Origin of the sequence: Brevibacillus sp. AY1 (genome assembly GCF_029870785.1) — a bacterium.
GTDB lineage: Bacteria > Bacillota > Bacilli > Brevibacillales > Brevibacillaceae > Brevibacillus > Brevibacillus invocatus.
In genome coordinates, this window is sequence record NZ_JAFLPN010000005.1 from 1 (window position 1) to 22,782 (window position 22,782).

The 22,782-nt window shown below is 48.2% G+C and carries 26 protein-coding genes and 1 riboswitch; of the genes, 8 read left to right on the forward strand and 18 right to left on the reverse strand.

Annotation, left to right across the window (positions count from 1 at the left end):
* Positions 1–129 precede the first annotated feature (129 nt).
* Entirely contained in the window at positions 130–507 is a 378-nt protein-coding gene (locus JZI27_RS06760; RefSeq protein WP_122907697.1) for a Spx/MgsR family RNA polymerase-binding regulatory protein, read from the reverse strand.
* Positions 508–887: 380 nt separating this feature from the next.
* Between JZI27_RS06760 and JZI27_RS06765 the strand changes: the two genes are divergently transcribed.
* The gene (locus JZI27_RS06765; protein WP_122907698.1) at positions 888–1,592 is read left to right on the forward strand and encodes a helix-turn-helix transcriptional regulator; all 705 of its coding nucleotides are present in this window, start codon (positions 888–890) and stop codon (positions 1,590–1,592) included.
* 135 nt (positions 1,593–1,727) lie between these two features.
* Positions 1,728–1,994: a DUF2626 domain-containing protein gene (locus JZI27_RS06770; protein WP_122907699.1), complete on the forward strand. Its 267-nt coding sequence runs from the start codon at positions 1,728–1,730 to the stop codon at positions 1,992–1,994.
* A gap of 56 nt (positions 1,995–2,050) precedes the next feature.
* Here the strand turns inward: JZI27_RS06770 and JZI27_RS06775 are convergent, their stop codons facing one another.
* Positions 2,051–3,169, reverse strand: a complete 1,119-nt coding sequence (locus JZI27_RS06775) for a class I SAM-dependent methyltransferase (protein ID WP_122907700.1) — start codon at positions 3,167–3,169, stop codon at positions 2,051–2,053.
* A gap of 129 nt (positions 3,170–3,298) precedes the next feature.
* Between JZI27_RS06775 and JZI27_RS06780 the strand changes: the two genes are divergently transcribed.
* A complete protein-coding gene (locus tag JZI27_RS06780; protein ID WP_122907701.1) occupies positions 3,299–4,372 on the forward strand; it encodes a coiled-coil domain-containing protein in 1,074 nt (357 codons plus the stop codon).
* A gap of 14 nt (positions 4,373–4,386) precedes the next feature.
* Here JZI27_RS06780 and JZI27_RS06785 read toward each other — a convergent pair whose 3' ends face one another.
* Complete coding sequence (locus tag JZI27_RS06785; protein ID WP_280207114.1) at positions 4,387–5,664, reverse strand: CapA family protein; 1,278 nt, start codon at positions 5,662–5,664, stop codon at positions 4,387–4,389.
* A gap of 90 nt (positions 5,665–5,754) precedes the next feature.
* The gene (locus tag JZI27_RS06790) at positions 5,755–6,402 is read right to left on the reverse strand and encodes an MBL fold metallo-hydrolase (RefSeq protein ID WP_122907702.1); all 648 of its coding nucleotides are present in this window, start codon (positions 6,400–6,402) and stop codon (positions 5,755–5,757) included.
* Between the two features lie 60 nt (positions 6,403–6,462).
* Between JZI27_RS06790 and JZI27_RS06795 the strand changes: the two genes are divergently transcribed.
* A complete protein-coding gene (locus tag JZI27_RS06795; RefSeq protein WP_251243149.1) occupies positions 6,463–6,960 on the forward strand; it encodes a hypothetical protein in 498 nt (165 codons plus the stop codon).
* A 62-nt stretch (positions 6,961–7,022) separates the two neighbouring features.
* Here JZI27_RS06795 and JZI27_RS06800 read toward each other — a convergent pair whose 3' ends face one another.
* The 3 genes from JZI27_RS06800 to JZI27_RS06810 all read right to left on the reverse strand — a co-directional run bounded on the left by JZI27_RS06800 (position 7,023) and on the right by JZI27_RS06810 (position 9,783).
* Positions 7,023–7,559, reverse strand: coding sequence for a hypothetical protein (locus JZI27_RS06800; RefSeq protein WP_280207115.1), 537 nt, complete (start codon positions 7,557–7,559; stop codon positions 7,023–7,025).
* 71 nt (positions 7,560–7,630) lie between these two features.
* Positions 7,631–8,083, reverse strand: coding sequence for a hypothetical protein (locus JZI27_RS06805; RefSeq protein WP_122907705.1), 453 nt, complete (start codon positions 8,081–8,083; stop codon positions 7,631–7,633).
* A gap of 365 nt (positions 8,084–8,448) precedes the next feature.
* Positions 8,449–9,783, reverse strand: coding sequence for a PhoH family protein (locus JZI27_RS06810; RefSeq protein WP_122907706.1), 1,335 nt, complete (start codon positions 9,781–9,783; stop codon positions 8,449–8,451).
* A gap of 201 nt (positions 9,784–9,984) precedes the next feature.
* Between JZI27_RS06810 and JZI27_RS06815 the strand changes: the two genes are divergently transcribed.
* The gene (locus tag JZI27_RS06815; RefSeq protein WP_122907707.1) at positions 9,985–10,605 is read left to right on the forward strand and encodes a YhcN/YlaJ family sporulation lipoprotein; all 621 of its coding nucleotides are present in this window, start codon (positions 9,985–9,987) and stop codon (positions 10,603–10,605) included.
* 143 nt (positions 10,606–10,748) lie between these two features.
* Here JZI27_RS06815 and JZI27_RS06820 read toward each other — a convergent pair whose 3' ends face one another.
* The 3 genes from JZI27_RS06820 to JZI27_RS06830 all read right to left on the reverse strand — a co-directional run bounded on the left by JZI27_RS06820 (position 10,749) and on the right by JZI27_RS06830 (position 13,865).
* Positions 10,749–11,936 carry a trans-sulfuration enzyme family protein gene (locus tag JZI27_RS06820; RefSeq protein ID WP_251243148.1) on the reverse strand — a complete coding sequence of 396 codons (1,188 nt, stop codon included), beginning with the start codon at positions 11,934–11,936 and terminating at the stop codon, positions 10,749–10,751.
* Entirely contained in the window at positions 11,933–13,096 is a 1,164-nt protein-coding gene (locus tag JZI27_RS06825) for an aminotransferase class I/II-fold pyridoxal phosphate-dependent enzyme (protein ID WP_122907709.1), read from the reverse strand. Before JZI27_RS06825 ends, JZI27_RS06820 begins: the two co-directional genes overlap by 4 nt.
* A 96-nt stretch (positions 13,097–13,192) precedes the next feature.
* Positions 13,193–13,311, reverse strand: a riboswitch (SAM riboswitch).
* Between the two features lie 95 nt (positions 13,312–13,406).
* Entirely contained in the window at positions 13,407–13,865 is a 459-nt protein-coding gene (locus tag JZI27_RS06830) for a pyridoxamine 5'-phosphate oxidase family protein (protein ID WP_251243146.1), read from the reverse strand.
* Positions 13,866–13,984: 119 nt separating this feature from the next.
* Between JZI27_RS06830 and JZI27_RS06835 the strand changes: the two genes are divergently transcribed.
* Positions 13,985–14,317, forward strand: coding sequence for a DUF5665 domain-containing protein (locus tag JZI27_RS06835; protein ID WP_122907711.1), 333 nt, complete (start codon positions 13,985–13,987; stop codon positions 14,315–14,317).
* A gap of 2 nt (positions 14,318–14,319) precedes the next feature.
* Here JZI27_RS06835 and JZI27_RS06840 read toward each other — a convergent pair whose 3' ends face one another.
* The 4 genes from JZI27_RS06840 to JZI27_RS06855 form a co-directional block, all read right to left on the reverse strand.
* Entirely contained in the window at positions 14,320–15,792 is a 1,473-nt protein-coding gene (locus JZI27_RS06840; protein ID WP_280207116.1) for a hypothetical protein, read from the reverse strand.
* 214 nt (positions 15,793–16,006) lie between these two features.
* Positions 16,007–16,279 (reverse strand): hypothetical protein, encoded by a 273-nt coding sequence (locus JZI27_RS06845; protein WP_280207117.1) that lies wholly within the window; start codon positions 16,277–16,279, stop codon positions 16,007–16,009.
* Between the two features lie 12 nt (positions 16,280–16,291).
* On the reverse strand, positions 16,292–16,618 hold the full coding sequence (locus JZI27_RS06850; protein WP_122907713.1) for a YlaH-like family protein: 327 nt from the start codon (positions 16,616–16,618) through the stop codon (positions 16,292–16,294).
* Positions 16,619–16,621: 3 nt separating this feature from the next.
* Complete coding sequence (locus JZI27_RS06855; protein WP_280207118.1) at positions 16,622–16,930, reverse strand: hypothetical protein; 309 nt, start codon at positions 16,928–16,930, stop codon at positions 16,622–16,624.
* Positions 16,931–17,098: 168 nt separating this feature from the next.
* On the opposite strand from JZI27_RS06855, the gene JZI27_RS06860 reads away from it, so the two are divergent.
* Positions 17,099–17,575, forward strand: coding sequence for a glutathione peroxidase (locus JZI27_RS06860; protein WP_251243143.1), 477 nt, complete (start codon positions 17,099–17,101; stop codon positions 17,573–17,575).
* A gap of 118 nt (positions 17,576–17,693) precedes the next feature.
* On the opposite strand, the gene typA is transcribed toward JZI27_RS06860, so the two are convergent.
* Positions 17,694–19,535: a translational GTPase TypA gene (typA, locus tag JZI27_RS06865; protein ID WP_122907716.1), complete on the reverse strand. Its 1,842-nt coding sequence runs from the start codon at positions 19,533–19,535 to the stop codon at positions 17,694–17,696.
* A 133-nt stretch (positions 19,536–19,668) separates the two neighbouring features.
* Here typA and JZI27_RS06870 point away from each other — a divergent pair, with 133 nt between their 5' ends.
* Positions 19,669–20,286 carry a YhcN/YlaJ family sporulation lipoprotein gene (locus tag JZI27_RS06870; protein WP_280207119.1) on the forward strand — a complete coding sequence of 206 codons (618 nt, stop codon included), beginning with the start codon at positions 19,669–19,671 and terminating at the stop codon, positions 20,284–20,286.
* Positions 20,287–20,373: 87 nt separating this feature from the next.
* On the opposite strand, the gene speD is transcribed toward JZI27_RS06870, so the two are convergent.
* From speD to JZI27_RS06885, 3 genes are all read right to left on the reverse strand, one after another.
* Complete coding sequence (gene speD / locus JZI27_RS06875) at positions 20,374–20,778, reverse strand: adenosylmethionine decarboxylase (protein ID WP_251243141.1); 405 nt, start codon at positions 20,776–20,778, stop codon at positions 20,374–20,376.
* Positions 20,779–21,126: 348 nt separating this feature from the next.
* Positions 21,127–21,723: a hypothetical protein gene (locus tag JZI27_RS06880; RefSeq protein ID WP_280207120.1), complete on the reverse strand. Its 597-nt coding sequence runs from the start codon at positions 21,721–21,723 to the stop codon at positions 21,127–21,129.
* 344 nt (positions 21,724–22,067) lie between these two features.
* The gene (locus JZI27_RS06885) at positions 22,068–22,574 is read right to left on the reverse strand and encodes a DUF4446 family protein (protein WP_122907720.1); all 507 of its coding nucleotides are present in this window, start codon (positions 22,572–22,574) and stop codon (positions 22,068–22,070) included.
* Between the last annotated feature and the right edge of the window lie 208 nt (positions 22,575–22,782).

A 22,782-nucleotide genomic window follows, 5' to 3' on the forward strand; every position in this document is an offset into this window, starting at 1 on the left:
TCGCGGTGGACACCCTTGCTCTTGGCTAGTGGTTGGTAACTACAAACCCCCACAGTGGACTTTCACCACCTAGTCAATCGCCATGCGTGGCACACCAAAAAAAGGAAGGCATCAGCCCTCCTCTTTTCATTAAGAAAGTAAATTTTTCATCGCGGATGAATTATATCCGACGATCAAGTTTTCGCCATCGGTCAGAATCGGGCGCTTCAGCAGCTGAGGTTCCTCGCTGAGCATTTCCAGCAGTTCCTTGACCGACATATCGTTAATGTCCACATCCAGGTTTTTAAAGCGTTGACTTCGTGTGGACAAAATCTCATCCAGGCCGTTGCTTGTCATTTTAATAATATCAAGCAGCTCTTCTGCTGTTGGCGGGTTTTTAAACAAGTGACGCTCTTCGTAATGTACCCCGTTTTCTGACAACCATGCTTTCGCCTTGCGACAGGAAGTGCAGCTAGGATACGTGAAAAACGTGATTTTTTGAGTGCGTGTACGTTCAGCAACTGCCATCAGTTACCCCTCCGTCTCTCTTCTTTACAGCTTCCTTTTTCATCTATAGGTAGGTGTAAAAAGGCTTAACCGCTTTATAAAAGTTAGCAAATAAAAAAACCTTTCTTACTTTGGATTATAAAGGTCTCATTAACACTATGTCAATAGTAGTTAATATAAAATATAGCCGTAAATCAAACGGTTTTTGTAGCATTTCACGTGATAAATAACTGCGCTTTAAAGGTGGTCTTTTGGTCAGAATCCGGAAAATCCGGCTTCGATACGCATTCTTTCTGAGCTGTAATATCCGCAGAATGTAACAGTTTGCACACTGTAACCTTAACAACCCTCGAAAAATCGGATACACTAATACAGATGCCATTCATGAAGGGGGTACCAGCATGCAAGTTGATGATGCACAAAAGTTAACCAGCGCTTTGGCGGACCCCACCCGTTTTTCCATTTATCAGTTTGTGGCATACAGTAAAAACCCGATAACGGTTCAGGAAGTAGCCGATCATTTTTCCATCCACCCCAATGTGGCTCGGCTCCATCTAACGAAACTGGAAGACGTCCAGCTCCTCACAGCTGTTTCTGACAAGAGCGGCAAGGGTGGACGGCCAAGTCGTCTGTATTCTCTGTCTGATCAGGTGGTTAGCCTGCAGTTCCCTCCTCGTGACTACCAGTTGCTCGCTGATATCGCTATCGAAAGTCTGCTCTCGCTTGGAGAGCCTGGCGAAAAAGCGTTGATCAAGATGGGACATCGAATGGGGACAGAGATGGCAAAACGGGCGGTTGCCCAAAGTCATATACATGTACAATCTGCAGACTTGGAAACAAAGCTTGACCAAATTCACCGACTCGTCGTAGCGCAAGGCTTGAAGCCGGAAATTGACATTATCTCTGATGGACTCTTGCGTTTTCGCGTGCAAAATTGCACGTTTTCTGAGTCTGCCAAAAAATATCCCAACTCCATCTGCAAAATGCATAATGCCTTGCTTACAGGAATATTTGAGACCTATCTGGGGAACATTGAATTACGAGAAGATGAATCGATGCAATGCGGATGTCAATCCTGCAATTATACGGTCATTCAGTATGGATAAGTCCAAAAAGTTCACGATTGTGTGAACAACTGCCAAAAAACCGTCATACCTTCCCGTTTACACGTGTTCACCTGTCCTATATAATGGGGAAGGAATCTTGTAAATATTGCCGATTACGCAAAAGGGGGGATACAGATGGATCGTATGTATCGCGTTCTTGGTTTCTGGACGATCGTGATCGCGCTGATGGCGTTCTGGGCACAGTTGTACCCAATGGCACTGATCTTCTTTGGTTTGACCGCTTTCTTCGTAGCCCTGAGCTACATGAATCTGACTGAGCGGGTATACTTAAACATTTTCTTTGGCTTTATGTTCTTGTCCTTCGTAGGTTTCACCTACTATACATTCTTCGTAATGCCTGTAGGTCCACAAGAACACGCACTCCTGCAAATGATGCTGTAATAAAAAAAGATGCTCTCCATGAGCATCTTTTTTTAATGGAGAAAATGATCCGAGACTTACGACGGAAAAAATGAACAATCCTCCGCTACCTGTTTCCCCTGTACCATGACACGAAACCTGCCTCCCAAGCCCGCCGGATCGACAAGTTGAACGATCGCACGATTTCTTTTCATGGCGTGGCTAGTAAAAGGGTCCCGATCAGAATGGGCGACAGCCTTTTGCAACAGTCCGCTGCGCATGAGAAACTGATCCTGGCGCAAGTAGCTCAGAAGCTTCAGCCCCTCTTCTTCCCCTCTTCTCTTCCATTCGGTAAAGTTCACATGACTGGTGATATCCTGTTCTCCAACATTCAGAAAAGGATTATCATGCCCTTGATGCCGATGAAAACACATGAGTGTCCCTTTTTTGCGGCTCGGATGGTAGAGCTCCTCCTGCCAATCGCCGTAGTCGATCGTAATGACAAAGCCCTTGCTTAACAAGCGTGATACGTCATGGGCAGCCTGACCCATTCCCAGGTTTACCTCAATGCGCACTCCTTTTGGTACCTCAGCTCCATACTTTCGTACATACTCCTCTAGCTGTGGAGTAGGATCGCGTTCCATTTCAGCAAAACCATCCTCTGTGACGGTCACCCACACTTCACGCCAACCTGCATCTTTTTTGACTGCAAGATGTACCGGAAATGCATCCAGCCATTCGTTGGACAAAACAATTCCCTCGATGGGTCCCGCTGCCGCTGCTTCAGCCAGAGATCCGTGCCAGACAATCTCAATCTCATGACCCTGAAGATTTTCTTTTTGCAGTTGCCGATGATAGGGACTTGTCTCAATCATGATGACTTTTGCAGTCTGGTACAGAGCCGGGTCGCTCTCGCGCAGCCGATCTAACATATGCCGGCAAAGCACCCCCGTCCCTCCTCCGATCTCTACAAGGGTAGGTTGTCTGAGCTGCCCCGCATGGAACATCGCTATTGCTACATCCGCCAACGTTTCTGCGAAGACAGGATGGACGGTCGTACTGGTGTAGAAGTCCCCTTCCTTCCCTACCTTTTGCCTATCGGTCATGTAGTAGCCCCAGACAGGATGGTAGAGAGCAAGCTCCATGAACCGCATGAAGGGAATTGCCTGCTCCGGACTGCTTTTTATTTCTTCACGTATCCATTCGGTTAGACCCATTCTTCTCTTCTCCTGCTATCCAAATTCAACTCTATAAGGCTATAATACGAAAAGAAGTCATACAATGTAGAGACAAAAGTTCCTTTCAATAGGCCCAGAGTTGCCCATCACGATATAAAAGGTGAAAATATGCGCAAATTCCTGCTCATCCTGCTCCTCGTTCTGTGCCCCTTAACCGTGTTTGCCCAGGAAGAGCAGTCTGTTCCTCTGGAGCAGCTGATCTTGCAGCAGCATTTTACGCAAAAGGAACTGGAGCGAACGCTAACACTGATCAAGGATGAAGAAACCCGTACAAAAAGCGATATTGCCCGCCTGGAACTCGACATGCAACGGCAAAAACTAATGATAGATGCGATGCGCCGCCACGCGGGTGAAGTGGCGCGCGCCTATTACACAGGCGAACGCGCCGACCTCCTGACCCTGTTGTTTCAGGCAGAGAATTTCAATCAGCTGCTTCTGATGGTTGATTTTATGCAGTACCTCTACGAAAGGGATATCACAAGACTGGAGATGTTCCAGGAAGAACGAACCAGACTGGCAACCATGCAGGCCGATCAGCAGAACTACTTGACCGAGCTCGCTACGCTGCGGGCAAAATACGAAGTTCAGCTGACCGAAATGCTCGCCATTCAAGCGGAAAAGGAGCAAAATGTCCAAAAGCTGGACGACCCAACAAGTGTAGAATCTCTCATGGACCACCTGATCATTGATTGGCAGCAGCGCGGATTGCCTGCATTCCAAACCTTTTTCGGCATGCTTGCCAACGTTATGGTCCAGGTTCCGGAGCTGGCTACTCCTGAGCGGATTCAGTCAAGCGGCTTTTTCACCCACACGCTGACGATCAAACAGGATGAGTTCAATCAATTCCTCGCTTCCAAGGACGAAATGTTCAAGCAATCCAAATTTATTTTCAGCGATAACAAGCTGATCGTGGAAGGTACCTATGACCATATGGAGCTTCGGCTGATCGGACGGTACGAACTGGTCTCACCCAAGCATTTGAAATTCCATATCGATTCTCTCTATTTTGACGGGTTCGAATTACCGCGCTCTACAGTGGATGAAATGGAGAAGATGTATGATCTCGGCTTCTACCCAGAGCTGATCTCCCCGAATATCCAAGTTGAAAAGATGAGCTTGAAGGATGAGGAGCTTAAACTGCAATTAAAACTAAATCTGCCCTTTGGGATGGGCAAACAGTAAAGCCAGCTACTGCGTTAGCTGGCTTTTTTCTGCGTGACTTCTTGAATCACATGGACGGGAATCTCTTGCTGCAAACGATTCATGTACTGAATCGCTTCTTTGGATACATTTACATCTTTCTCACTATTCTTTAGTTTTTCCAATGTTTGGGGAACAGGATAGATCACGTAGCTGCGCTTGCCGTTTTTACGTGAAAAATAGACATAAGTCGGAATCATTTCAGCATGCTCGATACTAGCTTCGCCATTCTCGCCCTTGTGCAAGGTCAGCTTGAGTATAGCCCCTACATCCTTGTAGTCCCAGCGTTGAGCCGAGATAAAGTTGCCCAGCGAATAAGCGATCAATCCTTTGTGCTCCTGCCCATCCTCAAGGGTCACAGTCTTCCACTCGTACGGCTGCACGACATGGGGATGCGCACCGAGGATGAGATCTGCTCCGTACTGAAGCGCCGATTCAGCTGTTTGTTTTTGAAAAGCATTAGGTAGACGCTTGTATTCATCACCAAAATGAAGGGCAACCGCTACGAGATCCGCTCCTTTTTCTCTCGCTCTGGCGATGTCTTTTTTCATCAGCTCATGGTCAATCAGATTGACCAAATAGGGTTTGCCCTCGGGTATTGGAATGCCATTGGTTCCATAGGTGTACGAAAGCAAAGCCAGGGTCAGACCGTCTTTACTGAGCATAAGCGACTCATCCCGCTCCTGCGGATTTCGAAACGTGCCCGTGTGCAAAAGCCCCACCTGATCGAGATGCTCGATCGTTTTGAGAACACCAGCCTCTTTGCGATCCAGCGAGTGATTGTTGGCTGTGGAGACAGCGGTGAATCCGACATCTATCAACGTCTGTGCCAATGACTCCGGCGAGTTGAACATAGGGTATCCGGAGTAGCGGGCCTCCTGTCCGGTCAAGGTCGTCTCCAGATTGCCGATAACCCAATCCGCTTCTTTAAACAAGGGTTGAACATGGACAAAGGAAGGGAGGAAATCATAGGATTTTTCAGCCGAGTTCCATGCACCTTCCAGCTGCTGGTCGTGGACCATGATATCTCCTACGGCCATGACAGACACCCGTGTTTCGGGAAAGCGTGAGGCATTTTCTTCCTGCAGAGGTTCAGGCGGCGGTTCATGGCTCACTTGCTCTGTGGCAGGCTCAGTGGCTGCTGAGGGAGGCATCGGCGGTGGTGGTTGAACTCTATTTTGTTCTTTCAGCTGTGTATTCGGCGGGACACAACCTGCGACCATTGCCAGGGCAAGAGCAATCGCCAACGCCCCGCAACGCCATTTCACTTTCATGCTTGTCGCTCCTTTTCTTTTGTGACCCCATCTTGTTTCGCCAAAAGTTTACAATTTCCTCCAATGCCTCGTGTTGTTCTCTCTGGCGACCTATCGAAGCAGCCCTGTTACGAAAGGATTGTAGGTCTTTTCCGTATCAATTGTAGTTTTTGGTCCATGACCCGGATAGACGATCGTCTCATCATCCAGCTCAAACAATTTATCCTGAATACTCATCATAAGCGTCTCGTAATCCCCACCCAACAGGTCTGTACGTCCGATACTTTGGGCAAACAAGACGTCTCCACCAAAGCAATGCTGTCCGATCACAAAGGAGCAGCTGCCTGGCGAATGTCCCGGTGTATGCAGAACGCGAATCGACAAACCAGCCAATTCCAGTAGCTGCTCATCCGACAGCTCTTGCTCTGCCCGTTCACAAACGATCGGCTCAGGCAAATTCCAGCGGCTGGAGCCATTCAAATCTGGATTCGTTAGCCACTCCTGCTCAACCGGGTGAATGTAAACCGGTGCATGGGTCAATGCTCTGACCTGGTTCAATCCGCCGATATGATCCAGATGAGCGTGAGTCAATAAGATTGCGACGACATTTTTGTTGGCAATTGCCTTTAGGAGAACATCTGGGTCCATCCCTGGGTCGATGACAATCGTTTCTCCGTTCTCTGTATTTGTCAGCACATAAGCGTTTGTCTGAAACATTCCCAGCGCATAGCTCTCGATAGTAAAGGATGCTTTATTCATAGGAACCTCCCTGTTTTTTTGGTACGATAAGGTAGAAAATCGTGATAGGTGGTGGGTCTCATGCAGCATATGTACGGTATCGAAATGCACGTACCCGTCGGCAAATTGCCCGGCTTCTATGCTCAAGTCATACATAAAATCGGGGATCATGTCAATGTGTTTGATCGTGATGATCTGCTTTTTGTCGTGGAATCTGAAGAAGATTGTGAACAGCTGTCCACAATACTTCAAAAGTCGAACATGCTTGGCGACCGTTTTGAGCTTCTTTACGTTCCTTCATCGGCATCTCTTGAGCAGCTCCAGGATATAGGCTTCGTCAGTCAAAATGACCGTATGTATCTTTATGCAGACCGGGTCTCATGTTTTTCTTTTGATCTGCAAACAGGCAGCTCACAGGATCGTTGGGCAGCCCTGGAGCAATTAAAGGAGCATGTACGAGGAAAAATTCCTGGAGCGGATGGACAGTCCCCCCTCTATATCCTCGATAGCAGCATGCCCGATCTAGCAGAAGGCATCGCAAAAGCTTATCAAGTCTCGCTGCAATGGTTGCACCGCTAAGGTTAGCATGCCACTCAAGTACAAAAAAGTGCGTTCATCAAGAACGCACTTTCATCCTCCCATTACAAGCGATCAAAACGGAACCAGACAACCTGCTCATTGATAATTCCGAAGCTGGCCGTCTGCTTGCTGCCTTTGTACACCACTTCTTTTTCCCCAGCAGCTTCGCCATACAGTTTTTTCAATTGTACCTCGCTGTCATACATGGCCAAACCGCGATTCGTTTTAAGCTCCTGTGCTTGTTCCTCGGGTACTCCTGCCAGCATAATCGACTGGATCACCCCATGCTCCACCATGACGATGACCTGTGCACGATCTACCAGCATCATGCCCATCACCATTTTTCCCTGGCCAGACGCCATCTGCTCCACGGTGTATGCTTCGCGTGTCTGCATGTCCATAAAATCAGCCTTGGCCGGGCGCAGAATGTCGATAGCTTCCTGAATGTTCTGTCCTACATACGTACCGTTAATGCCGTATTCTTTTTGATTTTCCGGATCAAAAGAGTCGCCAAGCTCGCTTTTGGAAGCACAAGCCGGAAGAATCAATACCGCGATCAAAAAGAGCGAAACGATTTGTCGATGTCTCCAGTTCTTCATTGTCGCACACCATCTCCAGCCTGTTTGTACATCGTTATCTTAACTCAGGTACAACGATGGAGCAAGAGCGGCTATCGATCATCTCGAGGGCCCGTCACCTTCCGCCTCGGTCGGTTCGGCGGATGATCAGTCGAAACCTGCTGTTTGAATCCTTCCAAAATTTTCAATAGCGAAGCAAAAAAAGGTGATCCAAACACGGCTACAATCCCCCATAGCCACGTGCCGACTTGCCAAGGATTCTCTACGTATGCAGAGGTAGCGCCCAATAGGATGGCAGCTGGATCAAGACCCAAAGCTCCAAAAATAACCCCTGCTGATACGACAGAAATCAGGAGATTAAAAAAACGCTTGTAGTTCATAAACCGCGCTGCCTCATTATGATCCTCCCAGCAGTCTTCTTTCGGCTCGTAATCGGTTGCCAGGAACGGGACGATCGATTTGCACGCTTCTGTGACACCGGCAGCAGCGCTGGATACAGCCGTAATATAAATTAGAAAAGCGATAGATGAGTCCAGACTTACCATATAATACCTCCCCTCCTTCTTTACATATCTATGGGAGGGTGGACAAAAACATGTGGGCGATGCCATTCAAAAAAACAGGCGATCCAAACTGTACAAACAAAACCGCCCCCAATAAGGGAGCGGTCCTTGTCGAGCCCGAAATGCTTTTTATGGGGTATTACCGGTTATTCTCTTTGGCACTTCAACCTCCATTATAGAGTAAAGTCACCTAAAGAATTCGGTTAACGCCAACGCGACTTTCGTCGATTGCTTCATCATGGTTATCCACGGCTCTTCGCCTCCTAAAAGGTTGCACCGTTTTATCATGAATCATCGGGCTCGACAATAACTAGTATGTTCCGTTCTCTTCAGCCTATACATGTCCCTCACAATAAATCTGCGGCAAGCTGTGCCAGCACGCTTCGTTCTCCTTTTTCCAGCCTGATATGTCCAGCCAGCTTCTGATCCTTGAAAACCTCCACGACGTAGGTCAATCCGTTGTTGCTCTCATCCAGATAGGGATGGTCGATTTGTTCGGGATCCCCCATCAAAACAATTTTGGAGCCGTCCCCTACACGTGTAAGAATGGTTTTGACCTCATGCTTGGTCAGGTTTTGTGCTTCGTCAATAATGATGAACTGCTCGGGAATGGAGCGCCCGCGAATGTAGGTCAACGCTTCGACTTGAAGACTGCCCATTCCAGCAAGGATCTTATCCAGGTCACCTGGTCGCTTTGTGTTGAATAAATATTCCAAATTATCATAAATCGGCTGCATCCACGGCCTCAGCTTTTCTTCTTTTTCGCCGGGCAGATAGCCGATGTCTTTTCCTAAAGGCACGATCGGTCTTGCCACCAATAGCTTTTTATATTTTTGCTGATCTTCAATTTGCAGCAAGCCTGCAGCTAAAGCCAGCAATGTTTTTCCTGTCCCTGCCTTTCCTGTCATGGTTACCAGCGGAACATCATCACGCAGCAATAGCTCGATCGCCATGCGCTGCTGTACATTTCGTGCGCGAATCCCCCAGATCGGATCATCGTCTGTCACGAGCATTTCCAGGTTCTTACCATCGGTATCCACTTTTCCCACCGCGGATATGGAGGGATTGCATTCGTCTTTCAATACCAGAAATTGATGCGGATAAAAGCGATACCGCGGAAAACAGATGGGTAAATGCAGCTTTCGGTTTGCGTAGTACGATTTGATCACGTCGGATGAGACCATCATTTTTTGATAACCGGTGTACAAGCTGGAGAATTCTCCTACTACGCGATCTGATAAGAAATCTTCCGCTGTCAGATTGAGGGCATCTGCTTTTACTCGCATCAGGGCATCCTTGCTGACGAGGATTACCGGACGTGGTTGTGGAGACAGATTTTCTTCCTCTTGCAAGTTGAGCGCTACGGCCAATATTCGGTTATCATTGCTCATTTCGGTGAATTGCTTTTGCAGCCTATGCAGGGATGAATGGTTCAGCTCTACGCGAAATAGTCCACCTGTCTCCAGGGTTATTCCTGAGTGCAGATGTCCGTGCTCACGAAAGCTGTCCAGCAAGCGCGATACATAACGGGCATTCCGTCCAATCTCATCCATATAGCGCTTTTTGGAATCAATCTCTTCCAATACTACAGCGGGTATGATGATTTCATTGTCAGCGAAGGAAAACATCGCCCGAGGATCTTGCAGGAGTACGTTGGTGTCCAGTACGTAGATTTTCTTCAAAATCTCGCCTCCTAATACCCATCTTATATACCCTATGCAATTTTTGAAAGGGATGCTCTGATGCAGGAGCGTGATGTACTAAAGTCTATGTGGTTCTTTTAACAGATAGTCTTGGACCATTTCACAGAATGAAAACAGGTCGGTGGGAACACAATACTTTTATCCCTGCCCTTCTTTCGGAGGAAAATAAGGAAAAGGAGAATGCGTGTGAAACGGAGCGTAATTGGAACACTCAGCCTATGTCTCTTGCTTACGGCGTGCACGACGAACAACAAGCCACCTGCTAACCAAGCTGCTCCACAGCCGAATCAACATATTCAGAAGACACAGCGTGTCCAGCAAACGAATCCCACACCTCCCAAGAACCAGTCTGCCGCAGCAACTGCTGATCGTCTGGTTGAACTGGCCAAACGTGTCCCGAAAGTGAATGGGGCTACAGCTGTAGTGGTAGGAAAATACGCGGTGGTCGGCATTGACGTAAACGCCCATCTGGATCGACCTGAAGTGGGAGTCATCAAATACTCCGTCGCCGAGGCGCTGAAAGAAGACCCTCAAGGCGCCACAGCTTTAGTGACCGCGGATCCCGATATCGTCCAACGACTGAGGGAGATGGCCGCAGATATTCGCCGGGGTCGCCCGATTCATGGATTTGCCGAAGAAATGGGAGATATTGTCGGTCGCATTATCCCGCAAGCTCCCCGGCATGTTCAACAACGCGAGGACAAGCCTTCGCGTGAAAATGAGCAACGCATCAACAAGGATGGCAGGTCTAAGCCACATGGAAATGACAAGATCAATGCCAACCGTACACAGGCACCATAGGCTGCATAAGAAAACCTCTATCGAGGCCATTTCAATGACGTGCGACCGCGTTTTAGAGGTAGGTTATTCTTGCAGTATCGGGACGTTTTACTCACAGAAGTTTATACTTTCCGATACTGTAAAAAAAGACATTCGTCCCAGGATTACGCCCGGGAGAATGTCTTTTTCTCATTGATTTTATGTTCAAATGGCGGAAGTGAATCGAGTGCTTGTGCCAGATCCTGCACAAGATCCTCAGTGTCCTCCAAACCTGCAGAAAGTCGGATCAATCCGTCAGTAATTCCTCTTTTCTCCCGTTCCTCTACAGGCATGGATGCATGTGACATCGCAACAGGATACGAAAGAATCGTCTCTACCGCACCCAAGCTGACAGCGACGATCGGCAGCTTCACCTGATCAAAAATCGCTTTTGCCCGCTCCCGACTACCGACATCAAACGAAAGGACTGCGCCATGACCGCTCGCCTGTCTTTCCTGAACGTGGTGTCCCTCATGCGAATGCAAGCCGGTATAATAGACACGGCTCACAGCAGGATGCTCCGCAAGCCAATGGGCAATGTGGTCTGCTGAGCGTGTGCCGACATCCAGTCTTGCTTTCAGCGTTTTTAATCCTCTCATCACCAGCCAGCTATCCTGCGCGCCAAGAATGGCTCCCATGCCGTTTTGAATCATATACAGCTGATCTCCCAAGGCTGCGTCTTTCGTGACTGCCAGACCAGCCACCACGTCGCTATGTCCTCCGATAAATTTGGTTGCACTGTGAATCACCACATCTGCTCCCAGCTCCAGGGGTCGTTGATAATACGGCGTCAGGAAGGTATTGTCCACGATAACCAGCAGCTCGTGTTGTTTGGCCATTCTGCACACTGCCGCCAGATCTGTGACCTTCAGCGTCGGATTGGATGGCGTCTCCAGATAAATGCCTTTGGTAGCCGGAGTAATCGCTGCCGTCACTTGTTCCACGCGGGTCGCATCCACAAAGGTCACCCCGATCCCCATGCGGGACAGCACCTTGGTCAAAAATCGAAAGGTACCTCCATAGACATCCTCTGCGACAATGACGTGATCGCCCGAGGAAAAGAGCATGAACACACTGGAAATGGCAGCCATACCGGATGCAAAGGCAAAACCCCTCTCTCCTCCTTCCAATACGGCAATTGCCTCTTCCAGCGCCTGTCTGGTCGGATTTCCAGAGCGTGCATAATCGTAGCGACCAGGGCATTCCAGATCTGCTTGATGAAAGGTCGAGGCTTGATAGATCGGTACCGAAGAAGCACCTGTGACCGGATCAAAACAAGATGTACCATGCAGCACTTTCGTTGCAAAGTTCATCGAACAGTCCCCCCTGCTACCAGGCTAGCGTCGAGTGCCTGTGTCAAATCCTCGATCAAGTCGTCAGGATGTTCAATGCCAACCGACAAACGCAACAACCGGTCACATACACCCACATATGCGCGAATTTCTTGCGGGATGTCTGCATGGGTCTGCGTTGCCGGATACGTACACAAGGACTCGACGCCACCCAGACTTTCGGCAAAAGAGATGACCTGCAGATTCTGTAAAATCACGGGCACCTGTTCAGCTGAACGGACACGAAAGGATACCATGCCGCTAAAGCCACTTGCCTGTTCCAACTGCGTCAGGTACCCAGTATGGTCCTGCAGCCCCGGGTAAAAGACCTCGGCAACGGCCGCATGATCTTTCAATCGCTGTGCTACTGCCCATGCATTAGCCTGATGACGTTCCATGCGCAGTGCCAGTGTCTTGAGGCCTCTGATCAACAGCCAGCTGTCTTGCGGTCCCAAAACAGCTCCGATGGTGTTATGCAAAAACTTCAGCTTCTCCGACAATTCAGCTCCTTTTGACACGATCAAGCCAGCCAGCACGTCATTATGTCCACCCAGATACTTGGTCCCGCTGTGCAGGACAATATCAGCGCCAAGCTCCAACGGCCGCTGACAATAAGGAGTCATGAAGGTATTGTCCACGATGGTCAACAGGCCATGCTCTTTGGCGATCTGCGCGATCAGACGAATGTCCGTGATCTGCATGAGCGGATTGGTCGGCGTCTCAACAAAAATGGCTCTTGTCTGCGAACGGATGGCAGTTCTCACTGCTGACGCATCACGCAGGTCCACATACGTAAATGCGAGTCCATAACGGGTCAATACCTGCTCAAACAAGCGATATGTACCGCCATACAAATCCAGTGAAACGAGAACGTGATCTCCTTGTGAAAACAAACCCATAACAGTGTGGATCGCAGCCATGCCTGAGGCACAGGCAAACCCACTGTCACCTGATTCAGCTGTCGCAATTGCCTCTTCCAGTATTGCCCTGGTCGGATTCGCCGTCCGCGTATAATCAAAGCCTGTGCTCTGCCCCATCCCCGGATGACGGTATGCGGTTGCGAAATAGACGGGAAAATTGATTGCCCCTGTGTTTTCGTCTCTTCCTACTCCTGTCTGAACCAGTTTTGTTTCCAAATGCATGATGATCTCGCTCCCCTCAAATTCAACTGCGAGGGCATGAAAAAAGCCCTCTTTCCTCTGAAAGAAGGCTTTGATTACGTCACCGTAAACAAATCCTTCTCATCTGTCAGAGTTGAATCACTCTGCAGGAATTAGCACCATTATCTCCCTGTTAAATACAGGTGATTGGTTGCCGGGCATCATCGGGCCAGTCCCTCCGCCGCTCTGGATAAGAAGAATACACTATTCATTTATGCTGTAATTGAACCTAATACTACCGGAATGGTTGCAATTTTGTCAAATCATTTTTTTCAAGAAAGTGGAATTGAATCTATGGACCTTTTCGAAGTGCTGCCATTACTTGACCATCCAGCTTCATCGCCGCTTTTTTATCATACGTTTTCTCGTATTGTGGTTCTACAGAGATTCGGGAACCATAAAACATGATGTCCCGGACCGAGTAAATCTCCATCTCAATCATCGCCAGCTTCAAAGGCACCTCTGCCATTCTGTCAGTCTTGATGGCTGCGCGTCCGTTGACAGCATATGAGGAGTCAGCTACGATCAGATGAAGCACGACCTCAGGCTGTTTGGCGATGTTTGCAAGGATCCGGGAACGGTTATTTACGGCGAAACGAATCAATTGCACAGATTCAGCAAACGTCCATGACAAAGAATGGAGCGCAGGTGCCCCTGTCTCATGGTCGATCGTCGCAAGTGTAACAAAGCGCTCTTGCTGCAGGAACGAAAACAATTCTTCGGACAATGTTTGGGAAACCGTTTCAGCCATGCCACTGCCCTCCCAGGAAAGATATGTAAATCCATTGTACTCTTCATTCGCCTTGATAGGCAACCGAAACTGCATGTTGGATCAAACCCGATCCAGAACAATCAGAAGGAGGCTAAAGCATGTCCCCAACAGAACGATTGCTTGCCCAAATCGATCATCTCTCCAAGGAAATCGCGGAAGTACGTAAACTGAATGAGCGAATGGACAAGATCGCCATGTTTCTAGAGGATATACGTTTAGCGGATGTCATTCAAAATTACACAGCCCCGCGCAAGCTGCTTTGGACGAATTTCCTCGCAGGTCTTGCCCGGGGGCTGGGTCTTACGATCGGGACTGCCATCGTATTGGCTTTATTCGGTTCACTTTTATCCCAATTTCTCTCGATTCCGATCATTGGCGATTACATCCGCCAGATCATAGACTATGTGGAGTCATATCGACAAATCAAATAAGATTAATCCTCATCTTCGTCATCATCGTCGTCATCGTCATCGTCTTCATCGTCGCGATCCTTGTCTTTCCCCTTCTTGTCCTGGTTTTTCCAATATCCGTAGGCATTGCCATTTGGATGCTTGTTATCTTTGGTCGTAACTGTTTTGTACGAGATTTCTTTTTCAATCACGAGCTTGCCATCTACATACAGCTCCAGCTTGACGTCGTCACCATTCCAAGACTTGTTTTTGCCAGAAAGAGAGAACGTGTGGTTGAACTCACCATGCGCATTTGGTTTTACAACCTTTTTCTGCCCATTCGGAGCGACAATCGCAAGACTTACATTTTTGTTCTTGTTTTTATCCCAGCCAGCAACCGTACCGCTGACCTTGATTTTTTTCTGCTTTGCATCGATTTCGGCAACTCCTGTAAGGGTATATACCTTAGCCGTATTCTCCGTCTTATTAATCACCTGGACATCGATCGAAGAAGAAGAGAGCTTCTTATCTCCCTTGTAGATTTCTACCAATGCTTTTTCTTTCCCCTCTGTTACATCCTTGAGGGTAAAGCTGAAGCTGCCTACATCATCCCACAGCTTTTGGACCTTCGCTGATTTTTTGACGCCATTGTAGGTAACGTATATCTTGTCAGCAGGCAACTTGACGATTCCGCGCAATTTCAGTTCGGATTTTTTGGCATCCAGCACCGAATAAGTATGCATCAAGAGCTGTGCGTCATCTTCTGTCTGTGGTACCAGCTTGACTTTTTCACTGTCCACCAATTTCGTTCCCGCATAGGCTTTCACAGTCGCATACTCATCCTTGGAGCTGCCATTCCACAAGAAGCTGACGGCAAAGGTAAGCTCACTGGTCGGCACCACGGTGATGGTATCGCCATTCGGCTTGGTGACGACGATTTTGGTTACATCAGGTGTGACGATCCCTTTTATATATGCCTTGATACCCTCGGTCTCTGCTTGGACACTGACGATTTCCTGATCATCCAGGAAGCGTACTTCCAGCCAAATATTCTTGTAGTGCTCCTGATAGATTCGTTCCCATTCCTCCGTATGGTCCTGCATGAATGTCTGCAAATGGGTATCCAGGCCGATTTCGTCCACAACCATATACAGATGCTCCGCTTGTTGCTTCAGCAGGATTTGCAAGGTGTCCGGATCGTTCAAGGCCAGGTCTTTCAAATTATAGCGCGTCGTTTTTTTCCCCTCGTCGTTCATCACGACCTTTGTCGATGTAGGCTTCAAACCGGAAACAGCACTGGCTGTTACCTGAGTTGCAGTTGCGGGGCTGGCTGCTTTTTGTGTGGTCGCAATAAGCTCCTTGTTCGCGATCGGTGTCGTTGTGACTTCTCCGACTGTTACCTTGGCAGGGGCAGAGTGTGTTTCTACGCTTGCACTTGCCAATAGTGGTGTTACTCCACCAATCAAGACGGCCGTCGTTACAACCGCTACTACGGGCCTGGTCATATATTTTTTCATCGATGTTGCCTCCCTCAAGTCTACTAATATTTACCTACATCACCCTGCGGCAAACTTACTGACGAGGCGTATTCAAGAAAGGTTGCAACTCTTGAAAATCTATTTCTTTATACACAGGCCCAAAGTCCTCAGAAGTCAGCCTCCATGCATAAAAAGCTCCTCCAAGTCGCCCTTTGGATCTAGGGACTTGAAGGAGCTTTCTCATTTTGGCCTTTTATGTATTATACCGGGGTTCATTATTAATCGCGATCAACAAGGCTTGTACAGACTCTGCGGGGTATCTGCTTTCCCATTCTTCACTATCGGACCGCCCTGTCAAGACGTACCAATCACCATCCTGCCGATAAGACAGCTCATTCATTTCATGATCCTCACGCAACATCTCCCGAAAGAAAGAAGCTGTATTCAAAGCGGATTGATCATCTGGTCTGGCATCGGCTACGACTTGGATTTGAATCCAGTTAAACAAGGCGTCATCACGCTTCATGCCGTATCCTCCTTAACTCCGTTTATTGGCATCAGGTTTAATCCGTACTTTCACAATCACTAAAATGGCGATCGCAACCATCATAGAGCTCTTCACCGGAAGCTGTACGTCTAAGATAGCAAAAATAAGTGAGCCAATAAACAAGAAAACAAGCAGCAATACCGTCTTCAATATCGGCATGCGCCAAGTGGTAGCAAATCCCAGATAGTACACGAGAATCAACTCCACGAAGATGATCCATGCCCGGTTGCTATCTGCCCAGATCCGAAAGCTATCATAGGCTGAGAGCTGGTCCGGATTTGCAGGAACGTATTGAGATGCAAGTATGAGCCAATCCATGTCTTATCCCTCCTGTTTCACCTGGGACAAGCCACTCTCGTGCAAGCCATGCAGGCAAACCTTTTCTTCTCGTACTTCATTTTCCTCGTCCACTGAAGCTTCCAGAATGACTGGCAGTTGTTCAAACATTGGAGATACGAAAAATTTCGTCAACGTCTCGCTGCAAGCCGCATCCATGTCATTACGTATTTTCGTGTGAAGCCCCCGCGGGTTCCTGGTGAACGCCTGCAAGGACTCGGCTTCCATGTTCAACGCGTCCAGAGCAGTATGGTACTCATCCTGTTCGACGCGAATCTGGCATTCGACTTTCAATCCGGGTCCACTCCTACATGATCAAGATCTATCCTTTTCACTTTATCAGGTGCACGTTGCCCTGTCAAAACTCCTGCTGCCCTGCACATCCCCGCGCTTCCCGAGCTGGCAAGCTTTGGAACGCACATGATATGATGGTTCTATCTGATAGAAAAAGGTGGGAATACCATGAGTATTTACGAGATTTCCGTCAAGACGATTACAGGAGATACGACTACGCTGGAGGCGTATAAAGGAAAAGCTCTGCTCATCGTAAACACAGCGAGCAAATGCGGTCTTACCCCCCAATACAAAGGCCTGCAGGAATTGTATGATCGCTATCGCGAGCAAGGCTTCGAAGTCCTCGGTTTTCCCTGCAACCAGTTTGCTGGACAGGAGCCCGGCAGTGAAGAAGAAATCGCTCAATTTTGCGATGTCAACTACGGTGTCACTTTTCCGCTCTTTGCCAAAATTGACGTCAACGGAGCAGATACACACCCGCTTTATCAACATCTGAAAGCACATGCGCCCAATGGCGAAAGCCAGGACATCGAGTGGAATTTCGCCAAATTCCTTATCGATCCGGATGGCAGCGTCGTAAAACGAATTGGCGCTCGGGTACAGCCAGAAGAACTGACTTCAGACATCGAAAACCTGCTCAAGTAATGCCAACCAGCTCCTGCATGCGCAACGTGCGGGAGCTCCAAGCAGCATCCTCTTGAAAGCAAGAAAAAGCCGCCTCCTCCTGTACACAGGATAAAGCGGCTTTTGATCTATTTCATCCTTACGCTTGCGGCTGAGCTTCCCAACGTCTTTGCTTTTCGTAGCGCTCACGATCGGATTTGTTCAAATACTTTTTGCGGAGACGAACGGATTGTGGAGTTACTTCGCACAGCTCGTCGTCATTCAAGTACTCCAACGCTTCTTCCAGTGTCAAGATGCGTGGTGTTTTCATTTTCACCGTCTCATCCTTGGTAGCGGAACGAACGTTTGTCGCATGCTTTTCTTTACATACGTTTACCGTCAGATCGTTGTCACGGTTGTGCTCACCCACGATCATGCCTTCGTACACTTCAGTACCTGGATGAATGAACATAATCCCGCGATCTTCTACCGACATCAAGCCGTAGGTTGTCGCAGTTCCTGTTTCATGTGAGATCAATACACCTGCATGACGGCCACCGACAGCACCTTGTACCAATGGACGGTAGCTGTCAAAGGAGTGGTTCATGATCCCGTAGCCGCGAGTGATCGTCAGGAATTCCGTACTATAACCGATCAGTCCACGGGATGGGATAATGAATTCGAGGCGCACTTGACCGAATCCATTGTTAACCATGTTGACCATCTCCGCCTTGCGATAGCCCAAGGTCTCCATGACAGAGCCGGTATACTCCTCTGGTACGTCGATTACGAGCATTTCTGCAGGCTCCATCTTTTGCCCATCAATCAAGCGAATGATTACCTCCGGCTTGGAAACGGCCAGCTCAAAGCCTTCGCGCCGCATATTCTCCACCAGAATAGACAGGTGCAATTCGCCGCGTCCAGATACGACGAATGCATCTGGCGAATCTGTTTCGTCCACACGAAGAGATACATCTGTCTCAAGCTCAGCCATCAGACGGTCGCGAAGCTTACGAGAAGTCACGTGTTTGCCTTCGCGTCCTGCGAATGGACTATTGTTGACCAAAAACGTCATTTGCAGGGTCGGCTCATCAATTTTCAGCAGCGGCAGTGGATCTGGATGGTCAATGTGGCAAATCGTTTCTCCCACGTTGATGTCATCAATACCCGCAATGGCGACGATATCGCCGGCTTTTGCCGTTTTTTGCTCGACACGCTGCAAACCAGAGAAACCAAACAGCTTTTGAATCCGTACTTTTTTCACAGAGCCATCACGTGTCGTTACCGATACCATCTCGTTCACGCTCATGGTACCACGGTAAATACGGCCAATCCCGATACGGCCCAAAAAGTCATTGTAATCAAGCATCGTCACTTGCATTTGCAGTGGCGCATTCTCATCTGCCTCTGGAGCTGGCATATGCTCAACGATCGTATCAAACAACGGACGCAGGTCTTCCTCCAGCTTATCCGGCTCCAAACCAGCAATACCTTGCAGGCCTGATGCATAGACGATCGGGAACTCCAATTGATCCTCTGTTGCATCCAAATCAATGAACAAGTCGTAAACTTCATTAATGACTTCTTGCGGACGAGCATTCTCCCGGTCCACCTTGTTTACGACAACGATTGGAGTCACTTTTGCTTCCAATGCCTTTTTCAATACAAAACGCGTTTGCGGCATACAGCCTTCAAAGGCATCAACGATCAACAGAACGCCATCCACCATGCTCATGATCCGCTCTACTTCACCACCGAAGTCAGCATGCCCTGGCGTATCCAGAATGTTAATAGTGAACTCGTTATACTTGACGGAAGTGGTTTTCGCCAAAATGGTAATCCCACGTTCGCGTTCAAGATCATTCGAATCCATCATTCTCTCTTCTACTTGCTGGTTGCTGCGGAATGTGCCCGATTGGATCAAAAGCTTGTCGACCAGTGTAGTTTTCCCGTGGTCAACGTGGGCAATAATGGCAATGTTGCGTATGTCAAGACGCTTCATGTGTACCTCCTCTATTTTGCATACCTTCCATATTAGCAGTTCATGATTCTAGGCACAATGGGTAGTTTTAACGCCCCAAACTTCTGAGTAAATCCTCACATCCTTGCCATACTAAGGATGGAGGTGGCCCCCAATGACGAAACTCTGGTCCATGACCCTGACCATTTTTCTGTTGTCATCATCCTTGGTAGGTTGCGGAAACGCCGGAAATACCGGAAACACCGGACAGGGAACTGATAACAGTGTACAGTCCCAAAATTACCTTCGCCATGTACCCAGCCGTTATAACAGTATTGTTCACGACTTTAGGGCTTATCAAAAAGACACCAACGAAAACAACTATCGCAAAGGCTTTACATCCAATGGCTTCAACCAAAACCAGGCAGAATTGCTCTCGAGAGCGGCGAACGACATTCCTGGCGTGATCCGTACCAGCGTGGTCGTAAACGGTCCTGAGGCAATAGTCGGGATTATGACGCGAGATCATCATGTAGGACAACAGGTAAAGGTCATCGAGCAGCAGGTTCATTCCATTTGTCGTGCGACTACACCCAGTCTCAAAATCCACGTTACCTCGAACCCCGACCATTTTGCCAAACTGCGTGCCATGAATGCTGCCATTTATCATGAGTCCATCAATCGTGTGAACAACACTCCTGTGGCTCCCAATGTCAGTCAAGGCTCTGTGGCCACCGACTTTTCTGTGATGTTAAACGACCTCGGGGCAGGTCTTCGAACCAATCACCGCTAATCAATCCAGGAAGTACGTTTTACGCACATTTTTCACGGAAAAGAGGTGCGGACAAAGTTCCGCACCTCTTGAATACTTACTCATGAGTTACTTGCTTGCCATTTCAACGACTTTAATCTCAGGCTCAACTACTTGCAATTCACCAGTTCCACGAACCAGTTTCTTCGCGTAGGTTTTTTCCGGCTTCAGCACGGATACGAGATAGTCAATGGCAACCTGTGGATCCACTGTGTCACCACAAGTGTAACAATCCAAAGCAGCAAAGCCGCGCTCTGGATAGGTATGAATGGACAGGTGGCTTTCCGAGAGAAGAACCAGAACGGTAGCACCTTGAGGAGAAAACTGCTTCGCTTGTACACTCAGTACAGTAGCACCACACGCCTCAGCAGCCTCAATCATTTCCTTTTTCAAAAATTCTGCGTCGTTCAACAAGTCAAACTGAACTCCCCATGTGTCAACAGCAACGTGTCTTCCGAAAGTCGAGTATTCCATCTTTCGGTTCCCCCTTCCTAGCAAGTGTAATGTTAAACATCGCTAGGACCTGCGTCATTCACTAACGGGGGCGGTTTCTTCTTGTTATCCACCCTTTAAAGTGAATCCTGGTTCCTAATCCTGTTTCCAACGAAAACAAACATACCATGCTTATGCCTACTTTGACAATACCCTTTTTTGCGGTGAAAACTGGAAATCAGACAAACGTTAAAAATGTGCCTAGAGCTTGAACGGATCAAGTGTGGCAAAAGGCCGTTCTGACTGCATCACGCTAGGCGATTACGCGATTTGCCAAGCAAATGAGCACAAAAAAATGGGCGCTACAAGGAGCAGTCCCATTTTTTATCCTTACACTTCTAATTCAAATAATCGTTGAGACAATGCGGTTAGTCGTTCATCAATCGCACTTAGCTTTTCCGGGGCAGTTCTCTTTGCCCAATTTCGCAGATCCAGCCATCGGTCGGTCTCCTGACGAATCGACTCAATCTCCTCTTCGCCGCCTGTCTGCTGGAACAGCTGATCCAGCTCGCGCGAAACGTAAGAGGCAGTATTTTCAAAGATGGACAATTCTTCGTCACCGGTCACTTCATGGATACTGACTACCGATCCTTGATCGTAGTGGTATACCATCGTGAAGCCGTCGTAAATCCGGTGTACGATTCCTTGGCCTCGAAACGTTTTCATGGCTTTGCGCATCGCTTCAGCAAGCTGTCGATCCCGGATGAGATACGAGCTGTCGCATGAATATCGATTGCCTGCACGCAGGAAATTCAGCTGAATTTCTCCGCTCTTGTCATTCAGAATAACGTCGCGATCACCGTTGTCGCATACTTTGACATCGACTGAAATGTGTTCATTGGTGAAGAGAGAGACAAATTGTGCCAGCTCTTCTTCATTCATCGTAAAATAGGCCTTGGCGTAATTGGTTGCTAAACGCTGTGCCATACTATCTCCTCAATTCTTTTGGTTTGCATGGGCCAAATGTGACCGTTACAGCTTCCAAGTCATGAGGAGACACGCTAAGTGTCAACGAAGGAACGTTGTAGAACCTGGCCTTGCCCCGGGAATCGAGAATCGATTTGGGTATTGAAGGCGGATCACCTACTTTTTGTATTTACGAAACAGCCATCCTTGACAAATTAATTATACATCAAGGCTTATAAAAAGTCTTGAGCATTTAATGGATGAATTTTCGCAAAAAAGCCGATTATCCGGATTTAACCCTTGGGAGGGATGATCATCTCCCTCATTCTCTGCTATTCTAATCGTTTCAACGGAATTGCTCAGGTTCAAGCGCCGATTTGCGGATTCATCGCTTTACGGATGGCAGCCAGCTCCTCTTCGGATAAGGCGTATTCAGAATCTCCCGCTTGTACGGGCTTTGCATACACACGCGATTCTTCACGTCCAAAAATGCTCGTAATGACGACGCCATTTTGTGCGTCATCGACCAACGCCACCGAAAAGCTCAGGTCGCTGCCGCGTTCGCCAAACGCATTGTAGCGAATGACAGCAACATTGCTACACTGGCCAGCCATTCGTTGTGCAAGACGGTTGATTGTAAATTGCTGGTCACTTTGCAATTTTTTCACTTCACCCACCTGATCGAGCAGTCGATGCATACCTTCCTCCAAGTTCGTTCCACTTGTTCCCGTAAGAAGCCGATTCATGGATTTACGCAGTCGGCTAATACGGACAGACTGCATAATCATGATAAAAATGAGAATGACGAGAAGCACCAAGACGGCCAAGAGCAAGATCGGCATACTGGGGACTTGTGATAGGAGGTTTTCCATGAAACGTTTTCTTCCTTTCTATTGCTGGGGTTCCAAAAGACTTCTCCATTGTACCTCCACCGAGCCGACGGTTCAAATATTCATGCTGTATTTTGTGTAAGTTTGGAGGGAGACATACGGGTAAATGGTTCCGTTTCCTCTCACCAAAAAAAGCGACACTCATCACGAGATGTCGCTTTTTTTATTCCTTATACGTTTGTGTCGAGCT

What these genes read in the sequence shown, in the direction of transcription:
- JZI27_RS06760 (WP_122907697.1), bottom strand. Translation starts at nt 507, where the DNA reads ATGGCAGTTGCTGAACGTACACGCACTCAAAAAATCACGTTTTTCACG.
- JZI27_RS06765 (WP_122907698.1), top strand. Translation starts at nt 888, where the DNA reads ATGCAAGTTGATGATGCACAAAAGTTAACCAGCGCTTTGGCGGACCCC.
- JZI27_RS06770 (WP_122907699.1), top strand. Translation starts at nt 1,728, where the DNA reads ATGGATCGTATGTATCGCGTTCTTGGTTTCTGGACGATCGTGATCGCG.
- JZI27_RS06775 (WP_122907700.1), bottom strand. Translation starts at nt 3,169, where the DNA reads ATGGGTCTAACCGAATGGATACGTGAAGAAATAAAAAGCAGTCCGGAG.
- JZI27_RS06780 (WP_122907701.1), top strand. Translation starts at nt 3,299, where the DNA reads ATGCGCAAATTCCTGCTCATCCTGCTCCTCGTTCTGTGCCCCTTAACC.
- JZI27_RS06785 (WP_280207114.1), bottom strand. Translation starts at nt 5,664, where the DNA reads ATGAAAGTGAAATGGCGTTGCGGGGCGTTGGCGATTGCTCTTGCCCTG.
- JZI27_RS06790 (WP_122907702.1), bottom strand. Translation starts at nt 6,402, where the DNA reads ATGAATAAAGCATCCTTTACTATCGAGAGCTATGCGCTGGGAATGTTT.
- JZI27_RS06795 (WP_251243149.1), top strand. Translation starts at nt 6,463, where the DNA reads ATGCAGCATATGTACGGTATCGAAATGCACGTACCCGTCGGCAAATTG.
- JZI27_RS06800 (WP_280207115.1), bottom strand. Translation starts at nt 7,559, where the DNA reads ATGAAGAACTGGAGACATCGACAAATCGTTTCGCTCTTTTTGATCGCG.
- JZI27_RS06805 (WP_122907705.1), bottom strand. Translation starts at nt 8,083, where the DNA reads ATGGTAAGTCTGGACTCATCTATCGCTTTTCTAATTTATATTACGGCT.
- JZI27_RS06815 (WP_122907707.1), top strand. Translation starts at nt 9,985, where the DNA reads ATGCGTGTGAAACGGAGCGTAATTGGAACACTCAGCCTATGTCTCTTG.
- JZI27_RS06820 (WP_251243148.1), bottom strand. Translation starts at nt 11,936, where the DNA reads ATGAACTTTGCAACGAAAGTGCTGCATGGTACATCTTGTTTTGATCCG.
- JZI27_RS06825 (WP_122907709.1), bottom strand. Translation starts at nt 13,096, where the DNA reads ATGCATTTGGAAACAAAACTGGTTCAGACAGGAGTAGGAAGAGACGAA.
- JZI27_RS06830 (WP_251243146.1), bottom strand. Translation starts at nt 13,865, where the DNA reads ATGGCTGAAACGGTTTCCCAAACATTGTCCGAAGAATTGTTTTCGTTC.
- JZI27_RS06835 (WP_122907711.1), top strand. Translation starts at nt 13,985, where the DNA reads ATGTCCCCAACAGAACGATTGCTTGCCCAAATCGATCATCTCTCCAAG.
- JZI27_RS06840 (WP_280207116.1), bottom strand. Translation starts at nt 15,792, where the DNA reads ATGAAAAAATATATGACCAGGCCCGTAGTAGCGGTTGTAACGACGGCC.
- JZI27_RS06845 (WP_280207117.1), bottom strand. Translation starts at nt 16,279, where the DNA reads ATGAAGCGTGATGACGCCTTGTTTAACTGGATTCAAATCCAAGTCGTA.
- JZI27_RS06850 (WP_122907713.1), bottom strand. Translation starts at nt 16,618, where the DNA reads ATGGATTGGCTCATACTTGCATCTCAATACGTTCCTGCAAATCCGGAC.
- JZI27_RS06860 (WP_251243143.1), top strand. Translation starts at nt 17,099, where the DNA reads ATGAGTATTTACGAGATTTCCGTCAAGACGATTACAGGAGATACGACT.
- typA (WP_122907716.1), bottom strand. Translation starts at nt 19,535, where the DNA reads ATGAAGCGTCTTGACATACGCAACATTGCCATTATTGCCCACGTTGAC.
- JZI27_RS06870 (WP_280207119.1), top strand. Translation starts at nt 19,669, where the DNA reads ATGACGAAACTCTGGTCCATGACCCTGACCATTTTTCTGTTGTCATCA.
- speD (WP_251243141.1), bottom strand. Translation starts at nt 20,778, where the DNA reads ATGGAATACTCGACTTTCGGAAGACACGTTGCTGTTGACACATGGGGA.
- JZI27_RS06880 (WP_280207120.1), bottom strand. Translation starts at nt 21,723, where the DNA reads ATGGCACAGCGTTTAGCAACCAATTACGCCAAGGCCTATTTTACGATG.
- JZI27_RS06885 (WP_122907720.1), bottom strand. Translation starts at nt 22,574, where the DNA reads ATGGAAAACCTCCTATCACAAGTCCCCAGTATGCCGATCTTGCTCTTG.